This is a genomic window from Roseateles agri, from assembly GCF_034043675.1.
Lineage (GTDB): Bacteria > Pseudomonadota > Gammaproteobacteria > Burkholderiales > Burkholderiaceae_C > KK5.
Genome location: NZ_JAXCLA010000004.1, coordinates 773354 through 789648, shown reverse-complemented (window position 1 = coordinate 789648; position 16295 = coordinate 773354). Strand labels below are relative to the sequence as shown.

17 protein-coding genes are annotated in these 16295 nt (G+C 67.9%); 13 read left to right on the top strand and 4 right to left on the bottom strand.

Annotated elements, in window-relative coordinates:
- Window positions 1-41: 41 nt before the first annotated feature.
- A complete protein-coding gene (locus SNE35_RS15550; protein WP_320423826.1) occupies window positions 42-644 on the bottom strand; it encodes a phenylacetic acid degradation protein PaaY in 603 nt (200 codons plus the stop codon).
- A gap of 120 nt (window positions 645-764) precedes the next feature.
- Between SNE35_RS15550 and SNE35_RS15545 the strand changes: the two genes are divergently transcribed.
- The 12 genes from SNE35_RS15545 (at window position 765) to SNE35_RS15490 (ending at window position 12768) form a co-directional block, all read left to right on the top strand.
- Complete coding sequence (locus SNE35_RS15545; RefSeq protein WP_320423825.1) at window positions 765-1568, top strand: enoyl-CoA hydratase-related protein; 804 nt, start codon at window positions 765-767, stop codon at window positions 1566-1568.
- Between the two features lie 3 nt (window positions 1569-1571).
- The gene (paaI, locus tag SNE35_RS15540; RefSeq protein WP_320423824.1) at window positions 1572-2006 is read left to right on the top strand and encodes a hydroxyphenylacetyl-CoA thioesterase PaaI; all 435 of its coding nucleotides are present in this window, start codon (window positions 1572-1574) and stop codon (window positions 2004-2006) included.
- Window positions 2003-3304, top strand: a complete 1302-nt coding sequence (gene paaK, locus SNE35_RS15535; protein WP_320423823.1) for a phenylacetate--CoA ligase PaaK — start codon at window positions 2003-2005, stop codon at window positions 3302-3304. Before paaI ends, paaK begins: the two co-directional genes overlap by 4 nt.
- Before the next feature lie 12 nt (window positions 3305-3316).
- Window positions 3317-4306 carry a 1,2-phenylacetyl-CoA epoxidase subunit PaaA gene (paaA, locus tag SNE35_RS15530; protein WP_431312746.1) on the top strand — a complete coding sequence of 330 codons (990 nt, stop codon included), beginning with the start codon at window positions 3317-3319 and terminating at the stop codon, window positions 4304-4306.
- Window positions 4303-4593, top strand: coding sequence for a 1,2-phenylacetyl-CoA epoxidase subunit PaaB (gene paaB, locus SNE35_RS15525; protein ID WP_320423822.1), 291 nt, complete (start codon window positions 4303-4305; stop codon window positions 4591-4593). The genes paaA and paaB overlap by 4 nt, the downstream gene beginning before the upstream one ends.
- A gap of 4 nt (window positions 4594-4597) precedes the next feature.
- Window positions 4598-5356, top strand: a complete 759-nt coding sequence (gene paaC / locus SNE35_RS15520; protein ID WP_320423821.1) for a 1,2-phenylacetyl-CoA epoxidase subunit PaaC — start codon at window positions 4598-4600, stop codon at window positions 5354-5356.
- Window positions 5357-5370: 14 nt separating this feature from the next.
- A complete protein-coding gene (gene paaD / locus SNE35_RS15515; RefSeq protein ID WP_320423846.1) occupies window positions 5371-5871 on the top strand; it encodes a 1,2-phenylacetyl-CoA epoxidase subunit PaaD in 501 nt (166 codons plus the stop codon).
- Window positions 5868-6947 carry a 1,2-phenylacetyl-CoA epoxidase subunit PaaE gene (paaE, locus tag SNE35_RS15510; RefSeq protein ID WP_320423820.1) on the top strand — a complete coding sequence of 360 codons (1080 nt, stop codon included), beginning with the start codon at window positions 5868-5870 and terminating at the stop codon, window positions 6945-6947. Before paaD ends, paaE begins: the two co-directional genes overlap by 4 nt.
- A 13-nt stretch (window positions 6948-6960) precedes the next feature.
- Window positions 6961-7593 carry a TetR/AcrR family transcriptional regulator gene (locus tag SNE35_RS15505; protein WP_320423819.1) on the top strand — a complete coding sequence of 211 codons (633 nt, stop codon included), beginning with the start codon at window positions 6961-6963 and terminating at the stop codon, window positions 7591-7593.
- Entirely contained in the window at window positions 7590-8738 is a 1149-nt protein-coding gene (locus SNE35_RS15500; RefSeq protein ID WP_320423818.1) for an ABC transporter substrate-binding protein, read from the top strand. Before SNE35_RS15505 ends, SNE35_RS15500 begins: the two co-directional genes overlap by 4 nt.
- 25 nt (window positions 8739-8763) lie before the next feature.
- Window positions 8764-10815, top strand: a complete 2052-nt coding sequence (gene paaZ / locus SNE35_RS15495) for a phenylacetic acid degradation bifunctional protein PaaZ (RefSeq protein ID WP_320423817.1) — start codon at window positions 8764-8766, stop codon at window positions 10813-10815.
- 96 nt (window positions 10816-10911) lie between these two features.
- On the top strand, window positions 10912-12768 hold the full coding sequence (locus SNE35_RS15490; protein ID WP_320423816.1) for a methyl-accepting chemotaxis protein: 1857 nt from the start codon (window positions 10912-10914) through the stop codon (window positions 12766-12768).
- Window position 12769: 1 nt separating this feature from the next.
- Here the strand turns inward: SNE35_RS15490 and SNE35_RS15485 are convergent, their stop codons facing one another.
- Window positions 12770-14371, bottom strand: a complete 1602-nt coding sequence (locus tag SNE35_RS15485; RefSeq protein WP_320423815.1) for an amidase — start codon at window positions 14369-14371, stop codon at window positions 12770-12772.
- Window positions 14372-14379: 8 nt separating this feature from the next.
- Entirely contained in the window at window positions 14380-14775 is a 396-nt protein-coding gene (locus tag SNE35_RS15480) for a PPC domain-containing DNA-binding protein (RefSeq protein WP_320423814.1), read from the bottom strand.
- A gap of 27 nt (window positions 14776-14802) precedes the next feature.
- Here SNE35_RS15480 and SNE35_RS15475 point away from each other — a divergent pair, with 27 nt between their 5' ends.
- Window positions 14803-15282: a hypothetical protein gene (locus SNE35_RS15475; RefSeq protein ID WP_320423813.1), complete on the top strand. Its 480-nt coding sequence runs from the start codon at window positions 14803-14805 to the stop codon at window positions 15280-15282.
- Window positions 15283-15291: 9 nt separating this feature from the next.
- On the opposite strand, the gene SNE35_RS15470 is transcribed toward SNE35_RS15475, so the two are convergent.
- Entirely contained in the window at window positions 15292-16056 is a 765-nt protein-coding gene (locus tag SNE35_RS15470; RefSeq protein ID WP_320423812.1) for a C40 family peptidase, read from the bottom strand.
- Window positions 16057-16295 lie beyond the last annotated feature (239 nt).

Genomic DNA, 16295 nt, shown 5'->3' with positions numbered 1-16295 from the left:
AAGCCTGATGACGCCAACCCCCGGGCTTTCCTCTAGTCAGTTCAGCCCCGCTTGGTTGCGACCAGCGTCTTCGGGCCATGCGTCGGCAGTTGCGGCCGGTCGGCCTCGCGCTCGGCCAACGGCTGCACCTCGCGCAGCGAGGCGTGGCAGCGCCGGGCCAGTTCCTGATAGGTCTCGGTGCCTTCGCGCTTCCAGCGGATCTCGTCCTCGGTGAGCGGTCGCAGCACCTTGGCCGGCAGGCCGGCGATCAGCGACTTTTCCGGCAGCTTGAGCCCGGCGCGCACGAAGGCGCAGGCGGCGACGATGCTGTAGGCGCCGACCTCGGCCTCGTCCATCACAACCGCGTTCATGCCCACCAGCGCGTCGTGTCGCACGATGCAGCCGTGCAGCACCGAGCCGTGGCCGATGTGGCCGTTGGCCTCGACGACCGTTTCCGATTCCGGGAAGCCATGGATCACGCAGGTGTCCTGCACGTTGACGCCCTTGTGCAGCACGATGCGGCCGAAGTCGCCGCGCAGGCTGGCGCAAGGGCCGATGTAGCAGCCGGGGCCGACGATCACGTCGCCGATCAGCACGGCCGTCGGGTGCACATGGGCGCTCGGGTGGACGACGGGAATCACGCCGTCGATGGCGTAGCAGGGCATGGCGGTCTCCTGGATCGGGTTGCGGGTTAACCCTTGAAAAATCTTTCTTGCTTTCGCTGGCCTCGCACCTTACGATTTACCGACCGGTCGGTCAAGAATAGATTTCGAAAGGTGGCGGTGATGGAGACAAACGAGATCCTGGTCAGCAACGAGGGCGCGGTACGCACCGTGACGCTGAATCGTCCGGCGGCGCTGAATGCGTTCACGACGCCGATGATGACGGCGCTGCGTGCCGCGCTGGACGAAGCTGCCGCCGACAAGAGCGTGCGCTGCGTCGTGCTGACCGGATCCGGCCGCGGCTTCTGTGCCGGGCAGGATCTCTCGGACCCGGCCATCAGCCCCAGCCTGGACCCGAACGATCCGCCCAAAGACATCGGCAAGCTGATCGACGACTACTACCTCCCGCTGGCCCTGACCGTGCGCAATATGCCGATCCCGGTCGTTGCCGCCGTCAACGGCGTGGCGGCCGGCGCCGGTGCCAACCTGGCGCTGGGCTGCGACCTGGTGCTGGCCGGCGCCTCGGCCAGCTTCATCCAGGCCTTCTCGAAGATCGGCCTGATTCCCGATTGCGGCGGCACCTGGCTGCTGCCCCGCCTGGTGGGCCGCGCCCGCGCGCTGGAACTGGCGCTGCTGGGCGACAAGCTGCCGGCCGTGCAGGCGCAGCAGATGGGCATGATCTACCGCTGCGTGCCCGACGAAGAGTTGGCCGCCGCCGCGCAGGCGCTGGCGCAGAAGCTCGCCGCCATGCCCGTGCGCGCGCTGGCGCAGACGCGCCGCGCCATCGACGAAGCCTCGCTGCTGGACTTCGAGGACGCGCTGAAGATGGAATCGGTGCTGCAGAGCCAACAGGGCAGCGCGCACGACTACCTTGAAGGCGCGGCTGCGTTCCTGCAGAAGCGCAAGCCGACGTTCACGGATCGCTGAAGCATGACGCCCCAACAGATCGCCGAAGCCGTCCGCGACGGCATGTATGCCAACGACCGCGCCAGCAAGATGATGGGCATGGAGATCGCCTCCATCAGCCCCGGCGGCGCAACGCTGATGATGACCGTCCGCGAGGACATGCTCAACGGCGTGGACATCTGCCACGGCGGCCTGATCACGACCCTGGCCGATTCGGCCTTCGCCTTCGCCTGCAATTCATACAACGAGCTGACGGTGGCCTCGGGCTTCAGCGTCGACATCGTGGCACCCGGCCGCCTGGGCGACCGGCTCACCGCCGTCGCGACCGAGGTGGCCCTGGCCGGCCGCACCGGCGTCTATGACATCACCGTCCGCAACCAGCGCGACGAGCTGGTTGCCGTGTTCCGTGGCAAGTCCTATCGCATCAAGGGCAAGAAAGTAGTGGAGACATTGGCATGACCGTCCGAACCCCCGCTCCCGGTGACCTGGAGCCCATCGAGCGCGCCAGCCGCGACGAGCTGCAGGCGCTGCAACTGGAACGCCTGCGCTGGACCTTGGCGCACGCCTACGAGAACGTGCCGCACTACAAGGCCGCGTTCGACGCCAAGGGCGTGCACCCGAGCGACCTGAAGACCCTGGCGGACCTGGCCAAGTTCCCGTTCACCAGCAAGAAGGACCTGCGCGACAACTACCCCTTCGGCCTGTTCGCCGTGCCGCGCGAAAAGGTCTCACGCATCCACGCGTCCTCGGGCACGACCGGCAAGCCGACCGTGGTGGGCTACACCGCGAAGGACATCGACACCTGGGCCAATCTCGTCGCCCGTTCGATCCGCGCGGCCGGCGGCCGGCCCGGCGACATCATCCACATCGCCTACGGCTACGGCCTGTTCACCGGCGGCCTGGGCGCGCACTATGGCGCCGAGCGCGCGGGTTGCACGGTGATACCGATGTCCGGTGGCCAGACCGAGAAGCAGGTCCAACTGATCCAGGACTTCAAGCCCGACATCATCATGGTCACGCCCAGCTACATGCAGGTGGTGATCGAGGAATTCGCGCGCCAGGGGCTGGACGCGGCGGCTTCGTCGCTGAAGGTCGGCATCTTCGGCGCCGAGCCCTGGACCGAAGCGATGCGCCGCGAGATCGAGGCCAAGGCCGGCATCGACGCGGTGGACATCTACGGCCTCTCCGAGGTGATGGGACCAGGTGTTGCCAGCGAGTGCATCGAGAGCAAGGACGGCCCGGTCGTCTGGGAAGACCATTTCTACCCCGAGATCATCGACCCCGAAACCGGCGAGGTGCTGCCCGATGGAGCCGAAGGCGAGCTGGTCTTCACCTCGCTCAGCAAGGAAGCGCTGCCGATCATCCGCTACCGCACGCGCGACCTCACGCGCCTGCTGCCGCCCACCTCGCGCAGCATGCGCCGCATGGGCAAGATCGTTGGCCGCAGCGACGACATGCTGATCATCCGCGGCGTCAACCTGTTCCCGACGCAGATCGAGGAACTGGTGCTGCAGATCCCGGAGCTGTCCGGCCAGTACCAGCTGGTGGTGACGCGCGACGGCCATCTCGACGAGATCGAGGTCAAGTGCGAACTCGGCGCGGCCGGCGGCGATGCCCCCGCATTGAGCCGCCACCTGCAGGAACGGATCAAGACGCTGTGCGGCGTGACGACCAAGGTCAGCGTCGGCGCGCCCGAGTCGATCGAGCGCACGCTGGTCGGCAAGGCCCGCCGCGTCGTCGACCTCCGTAAAAAATAGGAGTTAGCAAGCATGTATACCCAGGCAATGTCCGTCGGCGCGCAAGACGCGGCCGGCGTGGAAGACGCCGAGAAGCAGGCCGCCTTCGATGCCCGCATCGACGCCGGCGACTTCATCGAGGCCAAGGACTGGATGCCCGAGCACTATCGCAAGACGCTCGTCCGCCAGATCAGCCAGCATGCGCACAGCGAGATCGTCGGCATGCTGCCCGAGGGCAACTGGATCACCCGTGCGCCGACCTTGAAGCGCAAGGCCATCCTGCTCGCCAAGGTGCAGGACGAGGCCGGCCACGGCCTCTACTTGTACTCCGCCGCCGAGACCCTGGGCACCAGTCGCGACCAGATGGTCAACGCGCTGCACACCGGCAAGGCCAAGTACAGCTCGATCTTCAACTACCCGACGCTCACCTGGGCCGACATGGGCGTGATCGGCTGGCTGGTCGACGGCGCGGCGATCATGAACCAGGTGCCGCTGTGCCGCTGCTCCTACGCGCCCTATGCGCGGGCGATGATCCGCGTCTGCCGCGAGGAGAGCTTCCACCAGCGCCAGGGCTACGAAGCGCTGCTGGTGATGATGAAGCAGGGCACGGCCGAACAGCGCGAGATGGTGCAGGACGCCGTCAACCGCTGGTGGTGGCCGAGCCTGATGATGTTCGGCCCGGCCGACAAGGATTCGCCGAACTCCGAGCAGAGCATGCGCTGGGGCATCAAGCGCATCAGCAACGACCAGCTGCGCCAGAAGTTCGTCGACGCGACGATCCCGCAGGCGGAGATCCTCGGCGTCACCGTGCCTGACCCCGACCTGCAGTGGAACGAGGAACGCGGTGAGTACGACTTCGGCGCGATCGACTGGGCCGAGTTCTGGCGCGTCGTCAATGGCGACGGCCCGATGAACCGCGAACGCCTGGCCGCCCGCGTCAAGGCCTGGGACGACGGCGCCTGGGTGCGCGACGCCGCCCTGGCCCACGCAAAGAAGCAAGCAACGAAGAAGGAAGCAGCATGAGCACGCAGAACGAATGGCCCCTGTGGGAAGTCTTCGTCCGCAACAAGGCGGGCCTGGACCACAAGCACTGCGGCAGCCTGCATGCGGCCGACGCCAAGATGGCGATCCAGCTGGCGCGCGACGTCTACACGCGCCGCCAGGAAGGCGTGAGCATCTGGGTCGTGCTGAGCAGCCAGATCGTCGCCTCCGATCCGGGCGACAAGGGCGCCTACTTCGACCCGATGGAAGACAAGGTGTACCGCCACCCGACCTTCTACGAGCTGCCCGATGCCTTGAACCACATGTAATGCCATGACGACCGCATCGATCAAGGTGGGCGCGAGCCCCGAAGTCCAGTACCTGCTGCGCCTCGGCGACAGCTGCCTGATCCTCTCGCAGCGCATCGCCGAGTGGTGCGGCCACGGCCCGATCCTGGAGGAAGACCTGGCGCTGTCGAACATGGCGCTGGACCTGCTGGGCCAGGCCCGCGCGCTGCTGACGCACGCCGCCCGGCTCGATGGGCAGGGGCATGACGAAGACCAACTCGCATTCCTGCGCGAGGAGCGCCAGTACCTGAACCCGGTGCTGATGGAACTGCCGCGCGGCGACTTCGCCTTCACGCAGCTGCGCAACTTTGCGGTGGCGACCTGGCTGCTGGCGCTGTGGTCGCGGCTGGAGCAGTCGGGCGACGTGGAACTGGCCGCCATCGCCGGCAAGGCCGTCAAGGAAGCGCGCTACCACCAGCAGCACGCGGCCGACTGGGTCGTGCGCCTGGGCGACGGCACCGATGAGTCGAACACTCGCATGAAGGCCGCGCTGAACACGCTGTGGCCCTACTTCAACGAGCTGTTCGCCGCCGATGGCGTGGCCGGCCTGGGCCCCGCCTGGGCGGAGCTGAAGCCCGACTGGCTGGCGCAGTTCGGCGAGGTGCTGGCCGAGGCCGGCCTGGCCTTGCCCAAGGAAAGCGCCTACATCAGCTCGGGCCACAAGGGCGTGCACAGCGAGCACCTGGGCCACATGCTGCCGACGATGCAATACCTGCAGCGCGCCTACCCGGGCGGCGTCTGGTGACAGCCGTGATCGCGATGGACCAGGCCTGCACCCGTCTCGAAGCCGCATGGGAAGTCCTGCGGCAGATCCCGGACCCCGAGGTCCCGGTGATCACGCTGGACGAGCTGGGCATCGTGCGTGACCTGCGTGAGACGGCGGGCGGCCTCGAAGTGGTGCTCACGCCGACCTATAGCGGCTGCCCCGCCACCGAGCTGATCCAGGACGACGTGAAGGCGGCGCTGGCCCGCTTCGGCGAGATCGAGGTCACGCTGCAGCGCGCACCCGCTTGGACCACCGACTGGATCAGCGACGAGGGCCGGCGCAAGCTGAAGGAATACAACATCGTGCCGCCAGGCAAGGTGGGCGGCGCGCAGCCGCTGCGCCTCGTCCATCGCAACGCGATCACGCAACTCGCCTGCCCGCGCTGCGGCAGCGATCACACCGAAAAACTCTCGGCCTTCGGTTCCACCGCATGCAAGGCGCTCTACCGCTGCCTCGCCTGCCTCGAACCCTTCGAATACTTCAAGCCACTATGAGCCTGCACTTTCATCCGCTGCGTGTCCGTGAGGTGAAGCCCGATACCGACGAGGCCGTCCTCGTCAGCTTCGACGTGCCGCCCGAGCTGGCCGAGACCTTCGCCTTCAAGCCCGGGCAATACCTGACCCTGCGCCAGGACATCGCCGGCGAGGACCTGCGGCGTTCGTATTCGATCTGCGCCGGCAGCGACGACCCGGCCCTGCAGGTCGGCGTGCGCCGCGTGGATGGCGGCAAGTTCTCCAGCTGGATCAATGGCGAGCTGAAGGCCGGCGACGTGATCCAGGTCTACCCGCCGCAGGGCCGCTTCCACGTGAAGCCCACGCGCGAACGCAACCGCCACTACGTCGGCATCGCCGGCGGCTCGGGCATCACGCCGGTGCTGTCCATCATGAAGACGGTGTTGGCCCACGAGCCGGCCAGCCGTTTCACCCTGATCTACGCGAACCGCCGCTTCGCCTCGACGATGTTCAAGGAAGAGATCGAGGACCTGAAGAACAAGCACCTGACGCGGCTGTCGGTCCACTACGTTTTCTCGCGCGAGTCGGTCGATTCGCCGTTGCACGCCGGGCGGCTGGATCGCGCCAAGGTCGATGACTTCCTGGCCTCGCTGATCCCGGCCCAGGGCATCGACCAGGCCTTCATCTGCGGCCCCTTCGGCATGAACGAGGAGGCCGAGGCTGCGCTGCTGGCGGCCGGCGTGCCGGAGAACCGCGTCCACGTCGAGCGCTTCGGCACGCCCGAGATGCAGACCGGCAAGCCGGCGCCGCACGAGGTCCACGCGGGCGACGCCGATGCGGCCATCGTCACCGTGATCCGCGATGGCATCTCCCGCGAGATCGAGTTCAGCAAGCACGACCCCAGCATCCTCGACGCGGCGGCTCGCGCCGGCATGGATGTGCCCTTCAGCTGCAAGAGCGGCGTCTGCTCCACCTGCCGCTGCAAGGTGCTGGAAGGCGAGGTGCGCATGGACAAGAACTTCGCGCTGGACAAGGAGGAGGTCGCCGCCGGCTTCATCCTCAGCTGCCAGGCCCATGCGCTGACGCACCGGGTCACCATCTCCTTCGACGAACGCTGAACACCAGCAAGCAATGGCACGCGGACGCGCACCCGGCTTCGAATCCAACCGCGAGGAAATCCTCGCCGCCGCGGCGCGCCTGTTCGCGCGCCAGGGCTATCCCGGCACCTCGATGAACGAGGTGGCGGTGGCCTGCCAGGTGTCCAAGCCCTCGCTGTATCACTACTTCAAGGACAAGCACGAACTGCTGGTGCAGATCTGCGAGAGCCACCTGCAGACCCTGGGCGGCCTGGTCGACGAGGTGGTGGCGCGGGGCCTCGCGCCCGAGCCGCGGCTGCGCGCGCTGATCCAGGGCTTCGTCAACGAGTACGGGCGCTCGCAGTTCCAGCACCGCGTGCTGACCGAAGACGTCAAGTTCCTCAACGACGAGGACCGGGCGCGGCTGCTGCAGGTGGAGCGGCGTGTCGTCGCGGCCTTCGCCGATGCGGTCGCCGCGGTGCGGCCTGAACTGGTGAGCGCAAGACTGGAGAAACCCTTGACCATGTTGCTGTTCGGCATGATCAACTGGACTTTCACCTGGCTGCGCCCCGACGGGGAATTAAGCTACGAGGACGTGGCCCCGATGGTGGCCGACCTGTTCTTTGGTGGATTGGGGGCCGTCCAGGCATCCTCAAATAACTCGTTACTTCAGGAGACTGCGCAATGACAAGAATCAAGAACCTGGCCGCGCTCGCTGCTGCGGCGATGGCGATGGCATCGGCCCACGCGGACATCAACGTCGGCGTCACCGTGTCCGCCACCGGCCCGGCCGCCTCGCTGGGCATCCCGGAGAAGAACACCTTCTCGCTGATGCCCACGACGATCGCCGGCCAGAAGGTCAACTACATCGTGCTGGACGATGCCTCCGACACGACGCAGGCGGTGGCCAACACCCGCAAGCTGATCAGCGAGCACAAGGTCGACGTCGTCATCGGCTCCACCGTCACGCCCAACTCGCTGGCGATGATCGACGCGGTCAGCGAAGCGCAGACGCCGATGATCTCGATGGCCGCCTCGGCCCGCATCGTCGAGCCGGTGGACGCCAAGAAGAAGTGGGTCTTCAAGACGCCGCAGAACGACATCATGATGGCCCTGGCCATCGTCACGCACATGGCCTCGCAGGGCGTGAAGACGGCCGGCTACATCGGCTTTGCCGATGCCTACGGCGAGGGCTGGTACAACGAGTTCGCCAAGATCGCCTCGATCAAGGGCATCCAGATCATCGCCAACGAGCGATATAACCGCACGGATACTTCCGTGACCGGCCAGGTGCTGAAGCTGCTGGCCGCCAAGCCCGATGCGATCCTGATCGGCGCCTCTGGCACGCCGGCCGCGCTGCCGCAGAAGACGCTGAAGGAGCGCGGCTACACCGGCAAGTACTACCAGACCCACGGCGTCGCGAACAACGACTTCCTGCGCGTCGGCGGCAAGGACGTCGAAGGCACCTTCCTGCCTTCGGGCCCGGTGCTGGTGGCTTCGCAACTGCCCAACGACAACCCGGTGAAGAAGAGCGCCTCGGCCTACATCGCCAAGTACGAGGCCGCTTTCGGCAAGGGCAGCGTCAGCACCTTCGGCGGCCACGCCTGGGATGCCGGCCTGCTGCTGGAAGCCGCCGTGCCGGCCGCGCTGAAGAAGGGCCAGCCGGGCACGCCGGCGTTCCGCTCGGCCCTGCGCGACGCGCTGGAAGCCACCAAGGACGTGGCCGGCGCGCACGGCGTGTTCAACATGAGCCCCACCGACCACCTGGGTCTCGACCAGCGCGCCCGCGTGATGGTCAAGATCGAGAACGGCGCCTGGAAGTACGTTCCCTAAGTCAAGCAAAGCACCGAGATTTCGTATGAGCACTCCCGTTCTCCAAAGCCTGATCGCCGACCGTTGGATCGGTTCCCAAGCGGCGCGTTCGCTGAACAGCGCCATCAACGGCCGTGAAGTGGCGCGTACCCATGCCGAGGAGATCGACTTCGCGGAGAGCCTGCATTACGCCCGCAAGACCGCACTGCCGGCGCTGCTGAAGCTCGACTTCCAGCAGCGTGCGGCGCGACTGCGGGCGCTCGGTGCGCTGCTGAACGAGCGAAAGGAAGAGTTGTACGCAATCTCGGCCCACACCGGCGCCACCCGCGCCGACAGCTGGATCGACATTGAGGGCGGCTCCGGCACGCTCTACGCCTACGCCAGCCTCGGCGCGGCTGAGCTGCCTTCAAGCAACGTGTTGCACGAAGGCCCGGTCTCGCGCCTGGGCAAGCTGGGCCACTTCGCCGGTACTCACATCCTGGTGCCGCGCGGCGGCGTGGCAGTGCACATCAATGCCTTCAATTTCCCGGTCTGGGGGATGCTGGAGAAGTTCGCGCCGAGCTTCCTGGCCGGCATGCCCTGCATCGTCAAGCCCGCCACGGCCACCAGCTACGTGACCGAGGCCGCGGTGCGCATCATGCAGTCCTCGGGCCTGCTGCCGCCCGGCGCGCTGCAACTGGTGATCGGCGGCACGGCCGACCTGCTGGACCGGCTGGAGGAACCCGACGTCGTTACCTTCACCGGCTCGGCCGACACCGCCTCGCAGCTCAAGGTCAACCCGAACATCATCCGCCGCAGCATCCCGTTCAACGCCGAGGCGGACAGCCTTAACTGCGCGATCCTCGGCCCGGACGTGACGCCCGACGACGAGGAGTTCGACCTCTTCGTCAAGGAAGTCGCCAAGGAGATGAGCGTCAAGGCCGGCCAGAAGTGCACGGCCATCCGCCGCGCGATCGTGCCGGCGGCGCTGATCGATGCGGTGGCCACGAAGCTGCGCGAGCGCCTGGCCAAGATCAGCGTGGGCGACCCGGCGCTGGAAGGCGTGCGCATGGGTGCGCTGGCCTCCAAGGCGCAGCAGTCCGACGTGGCGGAGCGCTTGGCGCAACTCGCGGCCGGCAACGAGATCGTTTTCGGCGAGCGCGACGGTTTCGCGCCGCAAGGCGAGGGCGTCGGCGACGGTGCCTTCTTCAGCCCCACGCTGCTGCTGTGCCGCGATGCGTTCGCCAACGAGGCGGTCCACAACATCGAGGCCTTCGGCCCAGTGAGCACCCTGATGCCCTACGCCGACATGGACGAAGCGCTGGCGCTGGCCGCCAAGGGCCGCGGCAGCCTGGTCGGCACGCTGGTGACCAAGACACCGGCAGTGGCGATGCAGATGATCCCGGTGGCCGCCGCCCACCACGGCCGCATGCTGGTGCTGGACCGCGAGGCTGCCAAGGAGTCGACGGGCCACGGCTCGCCGCTGCCGCTGCTCAAGCACGGCGGCCCGGGCCGCGCCGGCGGCGGCGAGGAACTCGGCGGCCTGCGCGCCGTCACGCACTACCTGCAGCGCGCGGCGGTGCAGGGCTCGCCGACGATGCTGACCGCCGTGACCGGTGAATACCAGCGCGGCGCCGCGGTGAAGGAGGACGTGGTCCATCCGTTCCGCAAGCACTTCCACGAGATCCAGGTCGGCGATTCGCTGCTGACGCACCGGCGCACTGTCAGCGAGGCGGACATCGTCAACTTCGGCGGCATCTCGGGCGACTACTTCTACATGCACTTCGACGAGATCGCCGCGAAGCAGACGCAGTTCGGCCAGCGCATCGCCCACGGCTACTTCGTGCTGTCGGCCGCGGCGGGCCTGTTCGTGTCGCCGGCGCCGGGGCCGGTGCTGGCCAACTACGGCCTGGACACGCTGCGCTTCGTCAAGCCGGTGGCGATCGGCGACACCATCCAGGCACGGCTCACCTGCAAGCGCAAGATCGACCGCCCGACGAAGAAGGACCAGCAGCCGCAGGGCGTCGTCGCCTGGGATGTGGCGGTGACGAACCAGGACGGTGAGCTGGTGGCGAGCTACGACATCTTGACGCTGGTCGCCAAGCAGCAGGTGAGCTGAAGGACGACAAGTCAGGGCAGTTATGACGGGGGCGGTGGTTTCCGCCGTGTCGGATGGCGAACAATTCCCGTCCAACAAAGACACGAGGGGCCCCGCATGAATCTCAGTCGCCTGTCCATCCAGCACAAGCTCATCGCTTCGCTGGGCGTCTGCCTGCTGTTGTTCATCGCGATCTCGGGCGGGCTCAGCAACTGGCTGATCGGCCGGGCCGTGCGCGAACGCGTCGTCGGCCAGGAGCTGCCCAACGCCGTCAACGCGATCCGCTCCGATGTGCAACGCCGCCTGGCGGTGCCGCTGACGGCCTCCTTCGCGCTGGCGCACGACGCCTACGTGCTGCAGTGGGAATCCGAAGGTGAGCCCGAGGCAGGCCTGTCCGCCTGGAAGGCCCAGGCCAATGCGGTCAAGGCGCAGAACGGCGCTGCGGCGGTGTTCTGGGTCTCGCAGTCGACGCACAACTACCTGGGCGAGACCGGCGTGCAGCGCCAGATCGGCGACAAGGACCAGTGGTTCCACGGCTTCCTCGCCAGCGGCAAGCCCTACACGCTGGACATCGACCGCGAGGTCTCCAACGGCGCCTGGATGCTGTTCATCAATGCGCGCTTCGAGGCGCCCGGTGGCAAGCTGGGCGTGGCCGGCGTGGGCCTGGCGGTGAACGAGATGGCCAAGGCGATCGCCGACTACCGGATCGGCGAGACCGGCTCCGCTGCCATCGTGCGCGCCAACGGCGCGATCCTGATGCACCGCGACCCGGCGCTGATCGACGGCAAGCATGCGCTGAAGGACCTGCCGGGCATGAATGCCGAGCTGGCCGGTAAGCTGCTCGGCGGCAAGGACTTCGCCAGCGCCAGCTACGAGGCGGCGGACGGCGAGCGCTTCATCGCATCGACGCCGATCCCGGAGCTGAATGCCTACGTGATCGCCGAGGTGCCGGCGCGCGAGCTGATCGGCCCGGTGACGCGCGCGCTGCAGATCGCCACCCTGGTGGCGGTGCTGATCGGTGGTGGCGTGGCGCTGGTGCTGATCGTGCTGATCAGCCGCGCGATCTCCGCGCCGATCCGTCGCGCCGCCGACCTGCTGGCCGACATCGCCGACGGCGAGGGCGACCTGACACGGCGCATGACCGTCGAGAGCCGCGACGAGATCGGCCGGCTCGGTGAATCGTTCAACCGCTTCGTCGATTCGCTGGCGACGCTGGTGCGCCAGGTGCGGGCCAGCGCCGAATCGATCGCGACGGGCTCGTCGGAGATCTCGGTCGGCAACACCGACCTCAGCCAGCGCACCGAGGAGCAGGCCGGCAACCTGCAGCGCACCGCGGCGTCAATGGAGGAGCTGACGGCAACCGTCAAGCAGAACGCCGACACCGCGCGCTCGGCCGCGCAGATCGCCGCCAGCGCCAGCGGCGCGGCCACGCAGGGCGGCGAGGTGGTGGGTCAGGTCGTCACGACGATGGATCGCATCAGCGAGGCCTCGCGCCAGATCAACGACATCATCGGCGTGATCGATGGCATCGCGTTCCAGACCAACATCCTGGCGCTCAATGCGGCGGTGGAAGCGGCGCGCGCCGGCGAACAGGGCCGCGGCTTCGCTGTCGTGGCCGGTGAGGTGCGCACGCTGGCGCAACGCAGCGCGCAGGCGGCGCGCGAGATCAAGGAGCTGATCGGCCGTAACGTCGAGACGGTGGAGGGCGGCGCACGGCAGGTCGCCTCGGCCGGCAGCGCGATGGAGTCCATCGTCAGCCAGGTACGGCGCATGAACGAGCTGATGAGCGAGATCAGCGTCGCCAGCATCGAGCAGAGTCAGGGCATCGACCAGATCGGCGACGCGGTCGCCCAGCTCGACACCGTCACGCAGCAGAATGCGGCCCTGGTCGAGCAGAGCGCCGCCGCGGCCGAGAGCCTGAAGCATCAGGCGGCGAAGCTCAACGAGATGATGTCGGTGTTCAAGGTCGACTGAATCAGACGGCGGTGCGGGGCCGGTACTGCGGCTCGCGGCGCAGCAGGGTGCGCTGCTCGTAGTCCGCGGCCAGTGCCAGCAATCGGGCGTCGGACCAGGCCGTGCCGAAGAAGGACAGACCCACCGGCAGGCCGCTGACCTGGCCCATCGGCACGGTGACATGCGGATAGCCCGCCACGGCGGCAGGCTGCGTCGCGGCGGGCGTGGTGTCCTGGTCGCCCTTGATCGTGTCGATGAGCCAGGCAGGGCCGGAGGTCGGCGCGACGATGGCGTCGAGGCGGTGCTTCTTCAGCATCGCGTCGATGCCCTGTGCCCGGGCCGCGAGCTGGCCGGTGGCCAGCGACTTCAGGTACTTGGGCGCCTTCAGGCCACCGGCCTTGGCGGACTCGGCAGAAGCCTGGAACCACTCCTGGCCGAACAGCGCCAGCGTCTCGGGATGGGATTCGTTGAAGGCCACGAGGTCGGCGATCGTCCTGAACGGGCCCTGCGGCGCGAAGTCGCGCAGGTAGTCGGCCATTGCGGGGGCCATCTCGTAGACCAGCACGTCGAGCTCGCCGGCGCCCATCGCAGGAAGCTGCGGCAGCGGGTCGCGGACTAGCGTGGCGCCAGCTGCTTCCAGCGCGGACAGTGCGGCCTCGAACAACGCGACGGTGGCGCGGCCGTGGCCCTCGACGAGGTTGATGGCCACGCCGATCCGCTTGCCTTGCAGCGCGCCGGTCGGCAAGGTCAGCAGCGTGTCGCGGTCGAAGCGGCCCTGCTGCGTTTGCGTGATCGGGTCGGCCGGGTCCAAACCGGTCATCGCCCACAGCAGCAGCGCAGCGTCCGCCACGCTGCGGCACATTGGGCCGGCCGTGTCCTGCGAAGGGGAGATCGGGACGATGCCGTGGCGCGAGACCAGGCCCACCGTCGGCTTCACGCCCACCAGCGCCTGCAGCGAGCAGGGCGAGGTGACCGAACCATCCGTTTCCGTGCCCACGCCGAGCAGCGACAGGTCGGCTGCCAGCGCCGCGCCGCTGCCGGACGACGAGCCGCTGGGCGAGCGGTCCAGCGCATAGGGGTTGAGCGTCTGGCCGCCGCGGCTGCTCCAACCGCTCACCGAGGCCTTGCCGCGGAAGTTGGCCCACTCCGACAGATTGGTCTTGCCGAGGATCACCGCACCGGCCTCGCGCAGCCGCGTCACCAGCGTCGCGTCGCGGGGCACCGGCACGCCGGCCAACGCGATGGAGCCGGCGGTGTTGGACATGCGGTCGTGGGTCGCGATGTTGTCCTTGATGAGCACCGGTAGGCCGTGCAGCGGGCCGCGCAGCTTGCCGGCGGCCCGCTCGGCATCGCGTTCGGCGGCGATCGCCTCGGCATCGGGGTTCAGCTCGATGATGCTGTTCAGCTTGGGCCCCGCCCGGTCCACGGCGGCGATGCGGGCGAGGTAGGCCTGCGTCAGCCCGAGCGAACTGAGGCTGCCCTCCGCCATCCGGAGGCTCGCTTCTGCAGCGCTCAGGCCGGCGAAGGCGAAGGGCGTGGTTTCGGGCATCGCCGCTGTTGTCGTTGCTGCTGCGGCTGCGGTCGAAAGCGCAGAGGCGGCGCTGAGGAAGTGGCGACGATGCATCGGGAGGTTCAGGACGGAGTGATCTTCAATTCAGCATAACCCGTTGCCTCATCGGGTTCGCGGCGGAGCTGCCAGTCGGGCAGCAGCGCGAGCAAGACCTCGGCCGTGGTTCGCACAATGCAGCCGGGGCCGGCGTGGCCGCCGAGCACGCGACCCTCGCGATCGGAGAGGCTCATGTGCAGGTGAGAGCCGTTGCTGGCGATGCTGCCGGCCAAGGTCAGGATCTCGTATTCGCCGTCGAGCACCAGCGTCTGCTCGGCGCCGGCGAGCCGGATGCTGGCGCGACCAAGGCTGCCGATGCCGCTGAGGACGAAGGCGGCATCGCAGCCGGCCTGTCGTACCGCCTGTTCGAGGGCAGGGCGCAGGTCGTCGCCCGGTTGGAGGCGCAGGGGCAGCAGCTTCATCGTGGTACCTTCGGCTGGATGGAATCAATGCAAGACGATAGTCAAACCGAAGTCATCCAGGAAGCGCGGCTGTGGTCGGACGGGCGCTGGACCGCCCGCGTGATCAAGAACGAAGACGACGACGGCTGGGCGGTGGCGATGCTGCTGGCCGGCGAGGCCGAGCCGGCGCTGGTCGGCCCCTGGACCATGGGCCGCGACAAGAAGAACCCGAAGCCGCTGGACACTGCGGCCTTCAACACGCTGGTGAAGACAGCCTCCGAGGTGATCCGCCGGCATGAGCAACAGCTGCATGCGCAACTGCACAAGCGCGTTCGCCTGGACATGCCGCAGGGCCGCATCGACGTGCTGCTGGACATCGTGCCGGACGAGGACAACCCCTATGCGACGCTGAGCGCGCTTGATGCCGAGGGCACGGCCTTGGCCCAGGTGCGGGTGTCGCCGAGCTTCAAGCTCAGCGAAGCGAGCGCCCTGCGTTGGCTGGAGAACGATTTCCAGCGGCCGGGCTGAAGCGCTGCTTCAGCGCAGCGCCGTGTCGCCGGTGGTGGTCGCGCTACTGCTGTGGACGTCGGCCGCGCGGCGCGCGCCGGTGAAGCGCTTGGCCCAGTAGGCCTCGCGCATGTCATCCACGCGTACGGCCGCGCCGGTGCGCGGGGCGTGCACGAACTTGCCTTCGCCGACGTAGATGCCCACGTGCGAGAAGGTGGCGCGCATCGTGTTGAAGAACACCAGGTCGCCGGGCTTCAGCTCGTCGCGCTTGATGTTCATCAGGCTGTTCATCTTGGCCTGCTCGTCGGCACGGCGCGGCAGCACGAGGCCGATGCTCATCTCGAAGATGTGGCGTGTGAAGCCGCTGCAGTCGAAGCCGGTGGAGGCCGTGTTGCCGCCGCGCGTGTAACGCACGCCGAGGAAATTCATCGCCGACAGCACGAGGTCGGACGCCGAATCGCGAACGTGATCCAGCAGGCCCGACTCGCCCTGCGCCTGGGCCAGGATGCCCCGCTCCTTCAGGAAGCGGCTGACGGCGTCGGCCGGCGCCACGGGGCCAGGTTTTGCCTGCGGCGTCGCGGTGGCGGCCACGGTTGTCGGTGTAGCCGTCGTCTGCTGCAGTTGCAGGCTCTGGCCGTAGGCGCCCGTCACCATGCCGGCCGGCGGGCCGTCCGTCTGCTGCGCCTGGGCCAGGCCGCACGCGCACAGCAGCACCGCGGCGGCACCGGACTTGATCCGGAGGAGCGCATCGCGTGCAGCGGGGGAATGCGGCGGTCGGCGGGCGGCGATCGTCATGGTCGGCGCGCAGGTTAAAAGCGCGCTGTTTGGGGTGTCAAGCAATCTAGGGGGTGACCGCGGGTAAGCCCCGACGGCTTTACATCTGGTAGCTCCCATGCGCCGCGGCTGCGTCCGCTGGAAGCCCCCGTTCGAGGGAAAACCCCGGATTGGAACACATACCCCCTCGAAGCAGTGTTTCCGATCGTAGGGTGGAGCGTCGGCTCCGGCCCGCAGAGGTCGAATACTTCACGAATGAG

Bases quoted from the DNA above. Each gene is read 5' to 3' on its own strand.
- paaZ (WP_320423817.1), top strand. From the start codon at position 8,764: ATGAGCACTCCCGTTCTCCAAAGCCTGATCGCCGACCGTTGGATCGGT.
- SNE35_RS15480 (WP_320423814.1), bottom strand. From the start codon at position 14,775: ATGAAGCTGCTGCCCCTGCGCCTCCAACCGGGCGACGACCTGCGCCCT.
- SNE35_RS15475 (WP_320423813.1), top strand. From the start codon at position 14,803: ATGCAAGACGATAGTCAAACCGAAGTCATCCAGGAAGCGCGGCTGTGG.
- SNE35_RS15550 (WP_320423826.1), bottom strand. From the start codon at position 644: ATGCCCTGCTACGCCATCGACGGCGTGATTCCCGTCGTCCACCCGAGC.
- paaE (WP_320423820.1), top strand. From the start codon at position 5,868: ATGAGCCTGCACTTTCATCCGCTGCGTGTCCGTGAGGTGAAGCCCGAT.
- paaK (WP_320423823.1), top strand. From the start codon at position 2,003: ATGACCGTCCGAACCCCCGCTCCCGGTGACCTGGAGCCCATCGAGCGC.
- paaD (WP_320423846.1), top strand. From the start codon at position 5,371: ATGGACCAGGCCTGCACCCGTCTCGAAGCCGCATGGGAAGTCCTGCGG.
- paaA (WP_431312746.1), top strand. From the start codon at position 3,317: ATGTATACCCAGGCAATGTCCGTCGGCGCGCAAGACGCGGCCGGCGTG.
- SNE35_RS15505 (WP_320423819.1), top strand. From the start codon at position 6,961: ATGGCACGCGGACGCGCACCCGGCTTCGAATCCAACCGCGAGGAAATC.
- paaI (WP_320423824.1), top strand. From the start codon at position 1,572: ATGACGCCCCAACAGATCGCCGAAGCCGTCCGCGACGGCATGTATGCC.
- SNE35_RS15490 (WP_320423816.1), top strand. From the start codon at position 10,912: ATGAATCTCAGTCGCCTGTCCATCCAGCACAAGCTCATCGCTTCGCTG.
- paaC (WP_320423821.1), top strand. From the start codon at position 4,598: ATGACGACCGCATCGATCAAGGTGGGCGCGAGCCCCGAAGTCCAGTAC.
- paaB (WP_320423822.1), top strand. From the start codon at position 4,303: ATGAGCACGCAGAACGAATGGCCCCTGTGGGAAGTCTTCGTCCGCAAC.
- SNE35_RS15500 (WP_320423818.1), top strand. From the start codon at position 7,590: ATGACAAGAATCAAGAACCTGGCCGCGCTCGCTGCTGCGGCGATGGCG.
- SNE35_RS15485 (WP_320423815.1), bottom strand. From the start codon at position 14,371: ATGCATCGTCGCCACTTCCTCAGCGCCGCCTCTGCGCTTTCGACCGCA.
- SNE35_RS15545 (WP_320423825.1), top strand. From the start codon at position 765: ATGGAGACAAACGAGATCCTGGTCAGCAACGAGGGCGCGGTACGCACC.
- SNE35_RS15470 (WP_320423812.1), bottom strand. From the start codon at position 16,056: ATGACGATCGCCGCCCGCCGACCGCCGCATTCCCCCGCTGCACGCGAT.